Origin of the sequence: Novipirellula caenicola (genome assembly GCF_039545035.1) — a bacterium.
Lineage (GTDB): Bacteria > Planctomycetota > Planctomycetia > Pirellulales > Pirellulaceae > Novipirellula > Novipirellula caenicola.
Map to the genome: position 1 here is coordinate 16,125 of NZ_BAABRO010000019.1, position 16,049 is coordinate 32,173.

Sequence of the window (16,049 nt, forward strand, 5' to 3'; positions counted from 1 at the left end):
GCCACAAAACTAGGGCGTCGGCAGCGCGACCGGGACAAACGGCCAGACTTGAGGGATGATCAGCATCGAAACCACAAACACGATGATGCTTAGCGGAAAACCAAATCGCACGTAGTCGCTAAAGCGATAACCACCGACCCCATACACCATCGTGTTGGTTTGATAACCGATCGGCGTCAGAAAGCTTGCCGATGCCGCGATCATCACCGCGATCACAAACGGAGCCGGATCGACCCCCAATTTCCCAGCCGTGCTGACCGCGATCGTAAACATCAATACCGCGGCAGCGTTGTTGGTGATCAGTTCGGTACAGATCATGGTGGCGATAAAGATGGCGGCGAGCGAACCGAGGTTGCCCCCTGCGATGCTGAGCATCCCGTTGGCGATGGCGTCGGCCGCCTTACTCTGCTCGAGTGATTCCCCGATCCCGATCGCCGCTCCGATCACAATCAGCACCGACCAATCGATGCTGCGACGTGCTTCGGACGTGGTGCAGCAGCGGAACGCGATCATGGCGATTGCAGCGATCAGCGCCGACGTCATGATCGAAACGGGAGTCAACGTGGCGGCGACCACCATGGCTAGCATGACACCGATCGACAACCACGCCAGCTCGGGACGACGCACGGCTCCTTTTTCCACCGTGCTAACCAGATAGAAGTCATGCGACTCGCGACGGCGATGCAGGAACGAAGGCGACGCTTCCAACAACAACACATCGCCGACCTCTAATCGCACATCCCCGATTTTGCCGGTCAACCGTCGACCGCCACGAGCCACCGCGACCACCGCCGCGTTGTAGTGCGAGCGAAACTTGCCTTCGCGAATGGTCTTGCCCAACAGGGCACAGCGTGAACTGACGACCGCTTCGACCAGCGTCCGCTGCCACGTCGGCACTCGCAATTTACGCGCTTGGTCGTCGGGAATCGTCAAGCCGCGAATCTTTCGCATGTCGACAACGCTATCGAGGGCCCCAACCAAAATCAAAACGTCATCAGCGCGCAAGATCTCGTTCGGCTTGGCTGCGGCGATGATCCCGTCTTGCCGCTGAATCTCGGCAACGTACAGTCCTGGCAAATGCCGCAGCCCGGCCTCTTGCAGCGTTCGCCCCACCAGCGGTCCGGTGGGATCCACTTCCATTTCGACGGTGTATTGCCGCGGGTCATCTGAAACGCTGACGGCCGCTTGCCGCTCGGGCAGCAACCATCGAGAGCAGCCGATGATGTAGATCAGCCCCACGATGGCAGCAGGAACGCCCACCGCCGCAGGCTCGAAGAACGCCATTTGGGCGCCGTTGAGCTGCTCGTACTTGTCCTTGATGATCAGATTGGTGCTGGTCCCCATGATCGTGCACATGCCACCCAAAATCGCGGCGTACGACAACGGCAACAACAATCGGCTGCTACTGACCGAGACACGTTTGCTGAGGTCAGAAACGACCGGCATCAACGCGGCAACCAACGGAGTGTTATTCAAAAAACCACTCAGCGTCGCGACGGGAACAAGCAGTCGCACCTGCGCCCCGAACAGATTCCGGGCCTTGCTAAGCAGCCACCCGGTGGCAAGCTCGGTACCGCCAGTGAACTCGAGCCCCGCGACCACAGCAAACAGCAGCGCTACGGTGATCAAGCCTTTGTTTCCGAAGCCTGCGACTGCTTCTTCGGCGGTCGGCAGCAGCGGCGACCCACTGATCTCTTGGGCCAACATGATCAGCCCAAGAAACATCAAGGCGAGCAAATCGGTTGCCGCCACACGCATCGCGAGACACACCAGCAGCGAGCCAGCGACGATGACGGTCAACCACGCTTCCCAAGTCACCATAAATACGGACTACGCTCGCCCTGGAAAAAACTTCTGTAGCGTTGCCTCGGTCGGCGGTTTTGTCATCAGCGAGACAACAATCGTCGCCACCGCCGATGCGATGAACATCGTCGCCACAGGCATCGTGCGAATCACCTCGTCACCCCAAGGGATATCAACAGACCAGTTTTCGATCTTTGCGAAATCCGATTGGGCAAACAACACACACCATGTGACAAACGCGGTGACGACTCCTGCATAGGCACCCCATTTGGTCAGTCGAGGCCAATAAACCGCAAGCAAGGCGAGCGGGAAAAGGCTACTGAATCCACTGAAGCACCAAATGCCAAGCTGGAACACACGTGCTTGAGCTACGTCCGTCAAACTTAGAACATACGTGATCGCAACCACGGCCACGATAAAGCATCGCGAGATCAAGACAATTTGCCGATCGCTGAACCGGTCCTTGCCGGCATAGTGGACGACAATGTCGGTGGTGAACATCGTTCCGATGCAAAGGAATTGACTATCCAAGCTCGACATGATTGCCGCCAAAATCCCGGCTAACAAAAACCCGCCCAGCACGTCGCCTGAGAGCGATTTGACCATGAATCCTAATACCTTGTTGGGCTCTGCCGCGATCGGCGGCGGAATATTGATCAGCCCGCTGGTGGCCCAGACTCCGATCAACACACAGGGAATCCAGACGATCAAAATGAACACCGGGTGCACGACAACTGGCAACTTGAACGCGCGACCACTTTTGGCGGTCAACCAGTGCTGGAACAAGTGCGGGAACATGCCGACCGAAAAAGGAATCAGCATGTAGGTAAAAAACAGCCACGGATCCATCTTTTCGCGGGTGCGGAATTGAGCGGGAGCTTCGACCGACTCAATTTGATCCGACAGCGTCACTTCGGCACGAACACGTCTCGCCCGTGGTATCTCTTGGCTGACAATATGTAATGAGTCAAAAAGCCCGCTCGGAGGTTCAGTGCGGACCACCCGTTCACCGTTACGCGTTTCGTGAGCCCGCCCTTCGGCGACCGACTTTTCGGCGAGGTTCGTTGCGATCAAATAGAACGCGACAATACCGAGAATCATGAACACAATCGTTTGAAACGTGTTCGCCCATGCGGTGCCTCGCATGCCGCCAAAGAAAACGTAGATCAATACGACCACGCAAATCACCAGCTCGGTCAACCACGGAGGAATCCCGCCGTTTTCGGTTAAGCCCGGAAAATCGCCACGTGTGGCTCCTTCGATCGCCTTTCCTGCCGACACGACGCCGACCAATAGATAAGGAACCACCAAGGCAACCAGGATGGGGAACAACACCAAACCGATGTTGTTGCTTTCCAAACGGTCGCGAAAGAATCCGACCTGAGTGGTGTATCCATATTTCTTACCCCACGACCATAGCTTCACGCCTAAAACGAAAAAGCACAGCGAGTGGATGATGCCTGAGGACGAAGCCAACATGGCGTAGACTCCCACGCCTTCAGAAAACGCCTCGCCAGTAGAGCCGACCAGCGCAAAACCGGTCATCGTCGTTCCAAACAGCGACATCAGCAGCAGGAAGGGGCCAATCGAATGGCTCGCCAACATGTAATCTTTCGACGTTCCCTTGAATAAACGCGACGAAAACAGACCTAGGAACAGCAACATTCCCAGGTAAACACAGATAATCGTGACTTTGATCATTCCTGGACTCATACCGCACTCTCCTCGTTTTCGGTGGCTGCCATCGCGTCATCTTCGAGGTGCTGGGGCCACGCAAACGTTGCAGCGAGGAACCAAACCACGCTAGCGGCAATCGAAATCCCCGCGTGATAGGCAAGCGTGAACGGCAGGAAGCCGAAAACTAATCGGTCGTTGCCCCAATTCCAAACATCTTGATGGATCACCACCAAGAAGAGAACGAGACCCCAAATGAGATATTTCATGACACGCACTCTAGGTTGGATGGGCAACGAGTACAGAAGGAGGGTGAATTTGAGCTTCGCATTGTAGTCAAATTCCGAGCGGGAATAAGATGCCGTCGCGGAGCCCTATTTTTTATCCTGCAATGTTCGACCGCTGAGTTTTTCCGCCGACCGCTTCGATTGCACAGACCGCGAAACACCGTGGCCCCATAATCCACCTCCATGCGGGGTACACCTTTGGCAAAAGGTGGCCATTCTGCATCCGCTGACGCAGGACTGCGGGATTCAATCCGGTGAAAAAATTGCGATTGGCAACGGCTTGATGCACCAGCGATTGAAGCGAGTCGGCAGCGACTTGTTGCAACTCGGGCAACGTATCCGAAGAGACAAAATCGGTGATCAGCAGCATTTTCCCGCCATCATCGACCAGTGCATCCAATTGGGCCAAGTGACCATCGCGCACCGCTAATGCCAACTCGGCGGCCCGCGGATGGCTTGGCCCAACCGCAATGAACACGGAATCGATCAACTGAGACAATAGACAGGTCGAAACCACCACATCCCAGCAGCCAAGATCAATTTGGCGTGGTAAATCGCGGGCCTTTACCACCAATGAATCCAGCGTTTGCTGAGCCGACGAGGGTTCGGCGCGAAGCAAATCGAGATCCGAAAGGATGTACGACAAGTCGATGTGACCATGCGGCGTCACCCGGCGGGCAGCCGCGGCCGACAAACCGCCGACACACTGACGAATCGCGGCGTCGTCGAGATCCACCAACGCAATTTCGTCAAAATGGCTTGCCAACACCTCTAAGTCGACGTCGTTTCCGTTGCCGACCCCAAGCAAGCACAGTCGACGATGCGACCGGCTTGCGGTGTTTGCGATGATGCCCGTGACATGTTGTCGATGCGTTGAGAAAGCATCCCAGTCATCGCGGGTGCGTTGATTTCGTTCGAAATGAACGCGAGCGATTGGCGATTGCGAAGAAGTCATATCAGAAAAATGGGCCAGCCTGGGCAACCGCGTGAAACACTGTCATCGGCATCACGCGCCAAAACGACAACACGACGCCGTTTAGCGAAAGTATACTAGCCTTCATCGAGCCAATGGCCACCTTACTTGGCGGCCGTGCCACCTTGCTTGGCGGCGGTTCGGGGCGATTCTTCCCGAACGCCCATTTCCCTCCTGACACTCCTCGACAAATTCCCTCCCCAAAACGTTTGCCTTGACCGACATGAAACGCCTTGCCATTCCATTCGTTTGCTTCCTTTTCCTGTGGACATTCCTACCGGTTCCGCCTGCGTTGGCTCAGACGCAAACGGCACCCCCGAACATCGTTGTGATTTTCATTGACGACATGGGATACGCCGACATTCAACCGTTTGGCGATACCAAATACCCAACGCCGAACCTGGACCGGATGGCTGCCGAAGGCCGTCGCTTTACCGATTTTGTCGTGTCCTCTGCGGTTTGCTCTGCATCACGGTCGGCCCTGATGACGGGCTGCTACCACCGCCGCATTGGCATCTCAGGTGCACTTGGACCTAAATCTGAAATCGGCATCAGCGAAGCGGAAACCACGCTGGCCGAGGTCTGCAAGTCGAAGGGATATGCGACTGCGATCTTTGGAAAATGGCACCTTGGACATCACCCCAAGTTCCTGCCAACGGCGCACGGATTCGACCACTATTACGGCATCCCCTACAGCAATGACATGTGGCCGCTTCACCCTGATTTCCTTGCGAAACGCCGAAAGAATCCCGCCGCGAAATCACCGTGGCCCAAGCTGCCGATGATCTCGGCAACACGTGGCGAAGGCTACGAAATCGTGAATCCGGACATCCAGCCTGAGGACCAGGAACAGATGACCAAGCAATTCACGCAGCGAGCGGTCGACTTCATCCAAACCAACGCCAAGCAGCCATTTTTTCTGTATTTGCCGCATCCGATGGTTCATGTTCCGCTGTATGTGTCAGACGACTTCAAAGGAAAAAGCGGGCAGGGGATCTTCGGTGACGTGGTGATGGAAGTCGATTGGTCGGTGGGCCAAATCATGAACGCCATCGAATCGATCAATGCAGCCGAAAACACCCTCGTGATCTTCACCAGTGACAATGGCCCTTGGCTGTCCTACGGAACCCATGCAGGATCCGCAGGGCCGCTTCGCGAAGGCAAGGGAACGATGTTCGAAGGCGGTTATCGCGAACCGACGCTGATGTGGTGGAAAGGAAAAATCCCTGCGGGAACGACGTGTGACAAACTATGCAGCTCGATCGATGTGCTGCCCACCATTGCTAAATTGATCGGTGCCGAAGTGCCCAACGATGCATCGCAAACGATCGATGGCAAAGACATCCGGCCGCTGATGTTTGGCGAAGCCAATGCTTCGTCGCCTCACGATGCGTTCTACTGCTACTACAGTGGCGGCGAATTGCACGCGGTTCGCAACGAGCGATTCAAGCTGACGTTCCCTCACCGCTACCGCACGCTGGCGGGACGCGATGGTGGCGACGGCGGCACCCCGGCCGCGTACGAGATGACAACCATCGGATTGTCGCTGTTTGACCTGGACAACGATGTCGCCGAGACCACCGACGTGAAAGACAAGTTTCCCGAAGTCGTCAAGGAATTGCAGGCCGCTGCAGAGCGAGCCCGCGACGACTTGGGCGACAAGTTGACAAGCCGCAAAGGAAGCGGGCTGCGATCACACGGAAAACTCGATGCTGGCGACGAGCGATTGCCGCTCGATTGGAACTAGAGTACTGCCGGCACTCCCTGAAAAGCTCGCATCACTAGAGGTTGCAAAGCCTTTTAGTCGTTAAGCAGGTCGGCAGGTGTCTTTCGGTGCATTAGCCGTTTTGGCCAACGCGATGAAGCATTCCAGAGTCGTGTGTCGCCAGGTCACCACAACCGGAGCGTAAGTTTCGAAGTTGCGTGTTTGTATTTAGGGGCAAAGCCCCGGACGTTTACCTAGCCCAGCCCAACGGGCTGGGACCAAGAAAACCAATGAATTGTAGGGCCAACGGTCCGGCCGTTTACTCGGATCTACTGACGTCGGCTGGTAAATGGCCGGGCCTTTGGTCCGAAGAACGTCTAAACGCGCAACAACAGAAAGCGTAAGCGAGGGAATCTCGATATTTTCTCGGTCCCTCGCTGACGCGTCGGGTTGGGATAAATGCTTCGCAGCGTTGGCCGAATCAGCTAATAGGATTTCACCCAACTAACCCTGCACACCTGCTTAGAAGCCGGCAATTTAGCGAGACTCCCGCCGCCACTAGAGACACCGGAAGCGGTGCGTGTCTTGGTGGCACCGTACGGTTACCTCTCCCAAACACAGTTTGAGAGAGGCACCCCGTCTATGCCACCAACGCAGCCCGATTAGATGAATACCGGGCTTATGACTCGTCACCAGCGGGCTCACCCGAGTCGCTTGCATCGTCACTGGAATCCGATGGCGGCTGAACATCAGTCGCTTCGGATGCTGATGCGACCACGGTTCCGTCGACCACGCCTGCAACCTCGGCTTCAGAAGCTTGTTCTTCGGATTGCTCTTCAGGTGGAACACGCACGACCGCGACAAGACTATCGCCGCTGTCGACGTTCATGATTCGTACGCCTTGCGTATTTCGACCGATGACATTGATGTCGGCGGCCTTGATCCGCTGCAGCTTGCCTTTGGCCGTCATCATGAACAACTCATCTTCGTCCGTGACCCGAGCGATTCCGATGACCGGTCCATTCCGAGCACTGGTGCGGATGTCACGAAGCCCCTTGCCGCCACGTTTTTGCGTGCGGTACCGAGCCCCCGATGCGCTGCTCTCTTCTTCGCCGGCTTCGCTGTCGGCCGCTTCGCCATCGGAGCCAGCCTCGCCAGAATCGCCGCTGTCGGCGGGAGCATTGGGACCGAAGTACGTCCGTTTGCCGTAGCCGTTTTCACAAACGGTCAACAACGTCGCTTCGGGGTCGGCCACGACCATGCCAACGACGCTGTCGTCGCCCACCAGCTTGATTCCTTTGACGCCCGAGGTGTTTCGTCCCATCGGACGGGCATCGGATTCACGGAACCGGATCGCCATCCCGGAACTGGTGACCAGGATCACTTCGTCGCCAGGGCCGATCACGGCGGCACCGACAAGCTCATCGCCTTCGCGTAACTTGATTGCAATGATTCCGCCCTTCTTTGGACGACTGTACTGCTCGAGCGGCGTTTTCTTGACCAAGCCACTGCGAGTGGCCATCACCACGTAATAACCCGCTTGGTCGAAATCGCGAATCGCCAAACATTCGGCAATCTTCTCGTCTTCGCTCAGATTCAGCAGGTTGACGATCGCACGCCCCTTGCTGTCTCGCGCTAGCTGTGGCAAGTCGTAAACTTTTTGCCAGCGGACTTTGCCAAGCGTCGTCAGGAACAACAGGTAGGCATGCGTGCTGGCGACAAACAGATGCTCGATCGGATCCTCATCATCTGTCTTGGCCCCCTTCAACCCTTTGCCGCCCCGACGCTGAGTGTTGTAAACGCTGGTGGGGGTCCGCTTGATATAGCCGCGATGGCTAATCGAAACGACCATCGTTTCCTCGGTGATCAGATCCTCGAGGTCGATATTGCCGAGTTCTTCGTGGCTGATTTCGGTTCGACGCTTGTCACCAAATCGACGCTTCATCTCTTCGAGATCGTCTTTGATGATCCCGTTGATTCGCTCTTGGCTGCTAAGGATATCGAGGTAGTCGATAATCTCAGTCAACAACGCCGCGTGTTCGCCGGAAAGTTTCTCTTGTTCGAGATTGACCAATTGGCCAAGCGTCATTCGCAGAATCGCGTCGGTCTGCACACTCGTGAGCGTGTAGTTTTCTGCTTCGCCACGCTCGAGCACAAATTGAGCAAACCCACCATCACCGAGAGCTCGCTTTAGCATCGACGCCGGACACTCGATTTCCATCAAGCGTTTCTTGGCTTCAGCTTGGTTGGTACTGCTGCGGATCGTCTTGATGATCTTGTCGATGTCAGCGAGCGCCAACAACAAACCTTCGACGGTGTGTTTACGGCGACGTGCACGTGCCAACAAGAATTGCGTTCTGCGACGGATCACCGTCACACGATGTCGCAAGAATTCCTGCAGGATTTCCTTGATCGTTAGCTCACGCGGCTTACCATCAACCAACGCCAAGAAGATCAGCGAAAACGTGTCTTGCAGTGGCGAATACTGATACAGTTGATTCAAAACGACATCAGGATCGCCGTCGCGTTTCAGCTCGATGACCAAACGAACCGGCTCGTTCAAATCGCTCTCGTCGCGAATCCCCGAGATCCCTTTGATCTTGTCGCCGTTGACCAGTGCAGCAATCTTTTCGATGACGCGGTCACGGTATTGTTGGTACGGAATCTCCGAGACAACGATCCGCGTACGACTGCCCTTCATCTCTTCGATGCGGCATTTCGCTCGGACCACAATCGTACTGCGTCCGGTCTTGTACCCGCGACGGATCCCGGCGCGACCACAAATGATGCCTCCGGTCGGAAAGTCAGGACCGGGAATGATGTCACAAATCTCGTCGATCGTCGTTTCCGGATGATCAACCAAGCGGATCAACGCTTCACAAACCTCGGTCGGATTGTGCGGCGGAATGCTTGTGGCCATCCCAACGGCGATCCCGCCGCTGCCGTTGATCAGCAAGTTGGGGAAGCGGCTCGGAAGGACCGTGGGCTCAGTGCGAGCTTCGTCATAGGTCGGAATAAAGTCGACCGTGTCGAGCTTCAAATCGTCCAACATGGAAGCCGCTACCGCGCTCAAGCGAGCTTCGGTATATCGCATTGCCGCCGGCGGCAGGCCCGCGATACTGCCAAAGTTCCCCTGCTTGTCGATCAGCAGCGAACGCATATTCCATTCTTGAGCCATCCGCACCAACGTCGGATAGATCACACTTTCACCGTGCGGGTGATAGTTACCCGAGGTATCACCAGAGATCTTAGCGCATTTGACTCGTTTGCTGCCGGGGCCGAGGTTCAAGTCGTTCATTGCGACGAGAATCCGTCGCTGACTGGGTTTTAACCCGTCGCGAACATCGGGCAACGCGCGGCTGACAATCACGCTCATCGCGTACGTCAGATAGCTTTCACGCAGCTCGTCTTCGATCGGCAAGTCGATTAGGCGAAACGCGCCCGCACCGCCATCGATCCCGTCCTGAAAACCCTCAGGGCCATTGTTTTCGCCCTCGCCATCTTCTTTGTTAGTTTCGTCTTCTGCCAACGTCGTGTCCTAAGAGGAGTGCTGGGTGCGAAATGCTGTCTTTTTGGGAGCTAAATTGTTTCGTAAAACGGGGACCGCCCCTGCTTCCTTCGAAGGGCCAGTCCCCGTTTTAGAAAAGCTTGATTCGAACCCCGAATTCAGCCCCAAAGTGTACCCTTTTTTGCCTTGCGTCACAACGACCCAAGCGGCTGGAGGCGTTGTCGCAAATCCTTACATATCAGATACTTGCGACCGATTCATCGGAGGGGAGCGATTGCCAGCCGCGATTGCCACGTTCCACGCCGAATTCGTGAAGGCTCTGCCTCGACAGAATCTCGCTATTTCAACTTGGGCAAACTAGCAAAGCGGGCCGTGGATGATGCATGACAAACACCCCTGCAGAGGTGCACCCTGCGGATACACGTTTTTTTCGATTACGCGTCTCGTACTTGTCGGTGTGACGCTCCGTCACGGCGATTGAGCCAAGCCATCAACACGCCGCCGGCCATCGTCGAAAGCGATTCACCCAATGTCCACCACAGCGGCATGCCCGCCATCGCGTCGACCACGAACTGGGCCGCGCCGAATGCGATCGTGCCGGTGGCCAAGTAGCGAACCAATGGCCGATAACGCACTAGATCGCTGGCCAAAACCAACAACCCGATACCCACAAACCCGTACAAGATCGACAGATGACGAGCCAGATAAAACGTCAGCGGCGCTGCGGGAAACGAGTCAATCCCCAGCACTTCGGCAATCTCGATCATCCATTGCTCAGGCATGACCGCGGCCGGAAACGCCAACAATGTCACCATTCCGACGAACCGCAAGAACCATCGAAGCGGCACTAGGCGACGGTCCAGAGGAAGGGGATTCGAATCTTGTTCAGACATGTTCACCGGCACTCGGTTCAAGTTCTAGATGAGGTTCATGGTCCCGCGAATGCTTGCGAGCTAACAATTTGCCGCCTCTGCTGATTGCCCTCCAAAAGAAACATCTCAAGCGGTCGATCACGCCCAAGGCATCGGCGGGGTTTGCGAGATCTGCATTTTTTCTCGCACCTGATCGGGGATCGCTACCACCTTGTGAACTCGCAGATCGACATAGACCCAGCGAGTTTCTGCCCGTGCCAAGACGCAGCGATCTGCGGGGCGACAAATCAAATACTTTCGCGTCGACGCATACCGATCAATCTCGCTGATCCACGTCCGAATCACCAATTCGTCGCCAGCCAGTGCGGCCGCGCGATAGGTAATATCGTGTTTCCGCACCACCCAACCGAGCCCCTCAGCCGCAGCCGCTTTCGCATCCCAACCATTGGCGGCGGAATGTTTCGAGGCGGCCCAAAGCGTCCATTGGACATAACGCAAGTTGTGCACATGGTTCTGGGAATCGATTTCGTCGGGGAGCACAGCGTGAGCGACATCAAAATAACAGTGCATCGTTTGCGTTGAACCTTTTTCGTAATCATTTTTGCCTTGAACGATCAAGCCGCACGCTCAATCGCGTTGCCCCCCGTCGCCGGGATCCACGTTGGTGCGTGTCAAAAAGCTTATCGTTTCGAGAACTAGCGAGACGCAGAATTGCCGTGCCAAGGAATCGCCGTTTGCCTATGATAGTACGTGAGGCGAATTGGTCACGCCGTGGGCAGCCACTGAAACAACGCCCCCCTTCGACAATCGACCCCGAAAAGCCATCCCCCCCTTTAGCGAAACCGAACGATGAATCACCGTCCTTTACCCTCTAACGCTCTGTTCTCTGTTCCTGCGGCCGCCGCAACAGGGTTGCTGCTCTTCGCTTTGACCGTCAGCCAAGGGGTCACGCCGCCGAAAAGCGTTGCCGACGAGCCATCCGCCGACAAGGCGAGCGAGAGCGACAAACCGACAGAGGCCGTGGCGACACTTGCGGGCGGATGCTTTTGGTGCACCGAAGCGGTGTTCGAGCGAATCGACGGGGTCAACGATGTTGTGTCGGGCTACATCGGCGGCACCGACCCTAACCCCAACTATAAAAAAGTATGCACCGGGCAAACCGGGCACGCCGAAGCGGTCGAAGTTTACTATGACCCGAACAAACGCAGCTACGAAGAGATCCTGAAGATCTTTTTCAAGACCCATGATCCTACAAGCTTGAACAAACAGGGTTACGACGAGGGGACTCAGTACCGCAGCGCGATCTTCTATCACGACGAAGCCGAAAAGAAGGCCGCCGAAAAGTTCATCGAAAAACTAAACAAGTCAGGTGAATACAACCGCCCGATCGTAACCACCTTGGAAAAGGCCGAGAAATTCTTTCCCGCCGAGGAGTACCACCAAGACTACTATCGACGAAATCCGACTGCGGGATATTGCAAAGCAGTCGTTCGCAATAAAGTTCGCAAAACGAACCGTGAATTTGGCGACATGCTGAAAAAGTAACCTCGATACCCCGAGTTGAACCATGGCGTCCGCCCGACTTTCGTTGATGATCGCAATCGTCGCGTTTGCGATCTTGCGTCCGGGCGGGACCGCCACCGCACAAACGGTTCAACTGCCATCGATTGAAACCTTCTCTTACTCGGGCAGCGTCTTGGTCCCCGACCGTGGAACCACTTACCTCGGTGGCAATCGCTCGGCGTCTTTCGGATCCAATCGCAATGGACTGCACCACGGATTCGGCTCGTCACAGAGCATTTCCCAGGCCACTGCTTCGGCGACAATCATCGATTTGGCCGAGATGGATCGTCAAATTCTAGGCGGCACTCCCGAACAGTTTTTAACACGCGAACGCGAACGTGAGCGTTCTGCAGCGGCACCGCCGACGAATCGAGATCCGGATTATCACGGCAAAGCATTGGTGCGTCATGCACGCACGCAATACCGCCAAGGCAACATGTCGAGTGCGTTCGCCGCGTACCAGCAAGCGATCGCCGTGCTGTCGCCGCATTTAAAGAACTTGGCTACCGCCGAATTCAAACGCGTCTTCGGTACGGCCGCCGAGCAAACCCTGCATATGGCAACGCTTCGCTAAGCGATACTCAGTGAGATAATCTTTCTGTGAGATAACCTCTCGCAGCAAAACTCGCCAATGGCTTGCTGCATTTGGATCAAACCAGTAAATCGCCAAGCGTTTCGTCCAGCTGAGATGCATATTGAATTCCAGGCTGGCAGCCTGGACTACCTGGGCACGCCATCAAGGATTTGCTGCGGCACGCTTTCCGACGATTGCAATGAAGCTCGGTACCAGGATCGTCCGGACGTAGAACGTGTCGATCAGCACCCCCAAACCGAGCGCGAACCCGAGTTCGACAATGCCTCGCAGCGCCGCTCCCGTTTCACTTGGAAACCCAAAGAAGGTCGCGATCGGTGGAAACCATACCGACGCGGTCATGCTGAAAAACGTCGCTGCCATCACCAACCCACACGCGGTGATGATACCTCCGGTGCGAGAAACAGCGCGTCGCAGTGCGGCTAGCCACCCCAACCGCTGCTGTTCTTCTAACACTCGCGTCACCAGGTACACGTTATAGTCCTGCCCGACTGCGACCAAAATCACGAACAAGAACAACGGCAGCTTCCAATCCAACCCAACGTAATCCGTGCCATAGGCCGCACGGAAAAACAGAATCGTCAGCCCCAGCGTCGCGTAGTAGCTAATCAGCACCGTGACGATCAAATACAGCGACAATCCGATACGTCGCAGCACGACGACCAAGACCAAAAAGACCGCTACGACCACGGCAATCTTGATCCGCCGGTTATCTGAAAGCGTCACTTGGCGAAGATCGATAATTGACGGCGTGGTACCCGCCAGCAGGACTTTCGAGCCATGCCAAGTCGACTCGGGATCTTCGGCAAGCTGGTTGAGGAAGCGTTCTAGATTCAACACAAGCGATGCTGTTTCGGTTGAAAACGGGTCTCCTTCGATAATGATATCCAGCCGCACCAATCGATGTTTCAGCTTGGGAACCTCGCTGAAAAAGTAGCCTTGAGCAATCCGATGATTCTGCAGCGCGCGACGCCGCCACGCGTCTCCGCTGAGCAGCCCCATGTCACGATCGGGCGGGAAATCCCCCATCGGATCATCCGCGGTCCGTACCGTTGCCACCCCAGGCTGTGCGTACAATTTGGTGGCCAATTGTTTGACGTTCTTCTTGACCGCGTCATGCGGTAAATCATCGGGACGAACGATCAACACCGTGACGGGATTGATCTCGCCAATATTGAAATGTTTCGCCATCAGACGCAGCCCTTGGCGGCTGGCGGCCGAGTGGCTCAATTGGCTGCTCAAGTCATACGTCACCGAACGTTCGTTCAATAGCCCATAGATTCCGGGGACGATCAACAACACGCCTCCGAGCGACAATGCGGTGACCGGGTACCGCGTCAACACCAACGCAATCCATCCCCACAATCCGCCGTGTGCGGAACTGGATGCATGGCTCGAAGAAGGTCCAAGCAGCGATCGACGTGCTGGTTGGCGAATGTCAATTTTGGTGGGCCAGAACACTTTTGGCCCCAAGGCTCGCAACATCGCAGGGGTCAGCGTCGTGCAAACCAACAATCCGACCAACAAGCAGATGCCGATGATCGGCCCGGTGTAGTGAAACTTTCCGAATTGAGCAATCCACAGCGTCCCCAACCCCAATACGGTCGTCAGCGCGCTGCCGATCAGCGCCCCCATCACATTGGAAACCGCGTTGCGGCAGGCCACCGGCCACACCGTTTGACGAGCTTCTTCGCGAAGCCGGGCGATCAGAAACAAACAATAATCGGTGCCTGCACCGAACAAGATCACGACGACAAAAATTCGGCTGGTCGTGAACACCCGTAGATCCAACCCAGGCACCGTGCCGTCCATCGACCACTTGGTCAAAATCGACACCAAGCTCATCGACACCACCACTGCAAATCCGATCGAGATCATCGGGATCGCCACCAACATTGGCGCTCGATACACGACGGTCAAGATCAGCAAGATCATCGCGACGGTGATCCACTCGGTGTAACGAATCGCATCACGAGCAGCGGTCAAGGTTTCTCCGCCTACCGCAGCCGACCCGGTCACCAGAACCTGTAATCCTGGCTGCGTGTAATCCATGCTGTAGCGTTCCACCGATGCAATTAACTGCTGAACTGCCTCGAGCGTTTCAATGTTGCTGGTCGCCGCCAATTCACTAGAAAGCTGCAGCACGGCCAACCGCGCGCCCTCTTTTCTCAATCGCGGCCCGACAATCGAATCCTCCCACGCCAAAACATCCAACAAGGTGCTCCAGCCTCCAAGATCACGATCGGCGATCGGCGTGGCGAGCGAAGGAATGTTGGGCTGCAGGATCAATGCGGCTTCGTAGTCCGCTTCGACCGTTTCAATCGCGTCGCCCCACTGTTCCAACAGATGACCGCGATCCCAGTACGCTAACGCCATCCGCGGCTCGGTCAGCGTCGGCTCCGATTTGGGCAGCTCATCGGCGATTCGCTCGTAGAACCGCTCATCGATCTGAATCGAATTGGTGAACGCTTCGCGAGCAAGTTTGATCCAGTGGCCCGAGGCGGTATTCTCGACAGGCGGGCCGCCGGAATAACCTTCGGCGATCGCACGCTGCCAACTGACTTCGCCCAACCGGTGATACAGCCGCCGCAGCAGATCGAGCCCGACGATTTCATCGGACCGTTTTAGTGCGCCCTCGTCACGACCGATCACAAACACCATCTGGCTGCGGCTGCGAATGCCGGGAAAGGCTTCGTCGAGTAGCCGGCCGCCGGCGACGCTGGTCAGATCCGCGGGCAAGTATTCAAAATCACCGTCCTGAGCGATGTCCTTCCACGCCGGCGCGGCCAAGCGAAGCACCACCGCGGCAACAATCCACGCCACCATCACCCAGCCCCAACGCCGAGTGACGAATTGTGCCCAGCGATGCGAAACAGGACGGTGCATGTGCATCGTAAGTGGAAGAAGGAAGGTAATTTAGGAGGGAAGGGGCAGCTGTCAATCAAATTCGCTGTGCGACAATCCCGACGGCACCAAAGACATTAGCGAGAAAAATGTAAGGTGTCTGCCCCCGAACCGAACTCGCCCCCCACGCTAGGGCCCGAAAGTAATCAAGAGCAGCTTCACGCGTCC

Annotated in this window: 11 protein-coding genes; 3 read left to right on the forward strand and 8 right to left on the reverse strand. The window is 56.2% G+C overall.

Annotated features, from left to right (window positions below):
- Positions 1 to 9 precede the first annotated feature (9 nt).
- The 4 genes from ABEA92_RS25800 to ABEA92_RS25815 form a co-directional block, all read right to left on the reverse strand.
- Positions 10 to 1,821, reverse strand: a complete 1,812-nt coding sequence (locus ABEA92_RS25800; RefSeq protein WP_345687723.1) for an SLC13 family permease — start codon at positions 1,819 to 1,821, stop codon at positions 10 to 12.
- A 9-nt stretch (positions 1,822 to 1,830) separates the two neighbouring features.
- Positions 1,831 to 3,516 carry a sodium:solute symporter family protein gene (locus ABEA92_RS25805; RefSeq protein ID WP_345687725.1) on the reverse strand — a complete coding sequence of 562 codons (1,686 nt, stop codon included), beginning with the start codon at positions 3,514 to 3,516 and terminating at the stop codon, positions 1,831 to 1,833.
- The gene (locus ABEA92_RS25810; RefSeq protein ID WP_345687727.1) at positions 3,513 to 3,746 is read right to left on the reverse strand and encodes a DUF3311 domain-containing protein; all 234 of its coding nucleotides are present in this window, start codon (positions 3,744 to 3,746) and stop codon (positions 3,513 to 3,515) included. The genes ABEA92_RS25805 and ABEA92_RS25810 overlap by 4 nt, the downstream gene beginning before the upstream one ends.
- 112 nt (positions 3,747 to 3,858) lie before the next feature.
- A complete protein-coding gene (locus ABEA92_RS25815) occupies positions 3,859 to 4,719 on the reverse strand; it encodes a hypothetical protein (protein WP_345687729.1) in 861 nt (286 codons plus the stop codon).
- Positions 4,720 to 4,960: 241 nt separating this feature from the next.
- On the opposite strand from ABEA92_RS25815, the gene ABEA92_RS25820 reads away from it, so the two are divergent.
- Entirely contained in the window at positions 4,961 to 6,484 is a 1,524-nt protein-coding gene (locus tag ABEA92_RS25820; RefSeq protein WP_345687731.1) for a sulfatase family protein, read from the forward strand.
- Positions 6,485 to 7,121: 637 nt separating this feature from the next.
- Here ABEA92_RS25820 and gyrA read toward each other — a convergent pair.
- The 3 genes from gyrA to ABEA92_RS25835 all read right to left on the reverse strand — a co-directional run bounded on the left by gyrA (position 7,122) and on the right by ABEA92_RS25835 (position 11,392).
- Positions 7,122 to 9,818, reverse strand: a complete 2,697-nt coding sequence (gyrA, locus tag ABEA92_RS25825) for a DNA gyrase subunit A (protein ID WP_425572498.1) — start codon at positions 9,816 to 9,818, stop codon at positions 7,122 to 7,124.
- A 566-nt stretch (positions 9,819 to 10,384) separates the two neighbouring features.
- Positions 10,385 to 10,843: a hypothetical protein gene (locus ABEA92_RS25830; RefSeq protein ID WP_345687735.1), complete on the reverse strand. Its 459-nt coding sequence runs from the start codon at positions 10,841 to 10,843 to the stop codon at positions 10,385 to 10,387.
- Between the two features lie 117 nt (positions 10,844 to 10,960).
- On the reverse strand, positions 10,961 to 11,392 hold the full coding sequence (locus tag ABEA92_RS25835; protein WP_345687737.1) for an acyl-CoA thioesterase: 432 nt from the start codon (positions 11,390 to 11,392) through the stop codon (positions 10,961 to 10,963).
- Positions 11,393 to 11,671: 279 nt separating this feature from the next.
- On the opposite strand from ABEA92_RS25835, the gene msrA reads away from it, so the two are divergent.
- Together msrA and ABEA92_RS25845 are read left to right on the forward strand one after the other, a co-directional pair.
- On the forward strand, positions 11,672 to 12,367 hold the full coding sequence (msrA, locus tag ABEA92_RS25840) for a peptide-methionine (S)-S-oxide reductase MsrA (RefSeq protein ID WP_345687739.1): 696 nt from the start codon (positions 11,672 to 11,674) through the stop codon (positions 12,365 to 12,367).
- Positions 12,368 to 12,389: 22 nt separating this feature from the next.
- Positions 12,390 to 12,959, forward strand: coding sequence for a hypothetical protein (locus ABEA92_RS25845; protein ID WP_345687741.1), 570 nt, complete (start codon positions 12,390 to 12,392; stop codon positions 12,957 to 12,959).
- Positions 12,960 to 13,121: 162 nt separating this feature from the next.
- Here ABEA92_RS25845 and ABEA92_RS25850 read toward each other — a convergent pair whose 3' ends face one another.
- Positions 13,122 to 15,863 (reverse strand): MMPL family transporter, encoded by a 2,742-nt coding sequence (locus tag ABEA92_RS25850; RefSeq protein WP_345687743.1) that lies wholly within the window; start codon positions 15,861 to 15,863, stop codon positions 13,122 to 13,124.
- Positions 15,864 to 16,049: the final 186 nt, after the last annotated feature.

Bases quoted from the DNA above. Each gene is read 5' to 3' on its own strand.
- ABEA92_RS25800 (WP_345687723.1), bottom strand. From the start codon at position 1,821: ATGGTGACTTGGGAAGCGTGGTTGACCGTCATCGTCGCTGGCTCGCTG.
- ABEA92_RS25845 (WP_345687741.1), top strand. From the start codon at position 12,390: ATGGCGTCCGCCCGACTTTCGTTGATGATCGCAATCGTCGCGTTTGCG.
- ABEA92_RS25830 (WP_345687735.1), bottom strand. From the start codon at position 10,843: ATGTCTGAACAAGATTCGAATCCCCTTCCTCTGGACCGTCGCCTAGTG.
- ABEA92_RS25835 (WP_345687737.1), bottom strand. From the start codon at position 11,392: ATGCACTGTTATTTTGATGTCGCTCACGCTGTGCTCCCCGACGAAATC.
- msrA (WP_345687739.1), top strand. From the start codon at position 11,672: ATGAATCACCGTCCTTTACCCTCTAACGCTCTGTTCTCTGTTCCTGCG.
- ABEA92_RS25850 (WP_345687743.1), bottom strand. From the start codon at position 15,863: ATGCACCGTCCTGTTTCGCATCGCTGGGCACAATTCGTCACTCGGCGT.
- ABEA92_RS25815 (WP_345687729.1), bottom strand. From the start codon at position 4,719: ATGACTTCTTCGCAATCGCCAATCGCTCGCGTTCATTTCGAACGAAAT.
- ABEA92_RS25820 (WP_345687731.1), top strand. From the start codon at position 4,961: ATGAAACGCCTTGCCATTCCATTCGTTTGCTTCCTTTTCCTGTGGACA.
- ABEA92_RS25805 (WP_345687725.1), bottom strand. From the start codon at position 3,516: ATGAGTCCAGGAATGATCAAAGTCACGATTATCTGTGTTTACCTGGGA.
- ABEA92_RS25810 (WP_345687727.1), bottom strand. From the start codon at position 3,746: ATGAAATATCTCATTTGGGGTCTCGTTCTCTTCTTGGTGGTGATCCAT.
- gyrA (WP_425572498.1), bottom strand. From the start codon at position 9,818: ATGAGCGTGATTGTCAGCCGCGCGTTGCCCGATGTTCGCGACGGGTTA.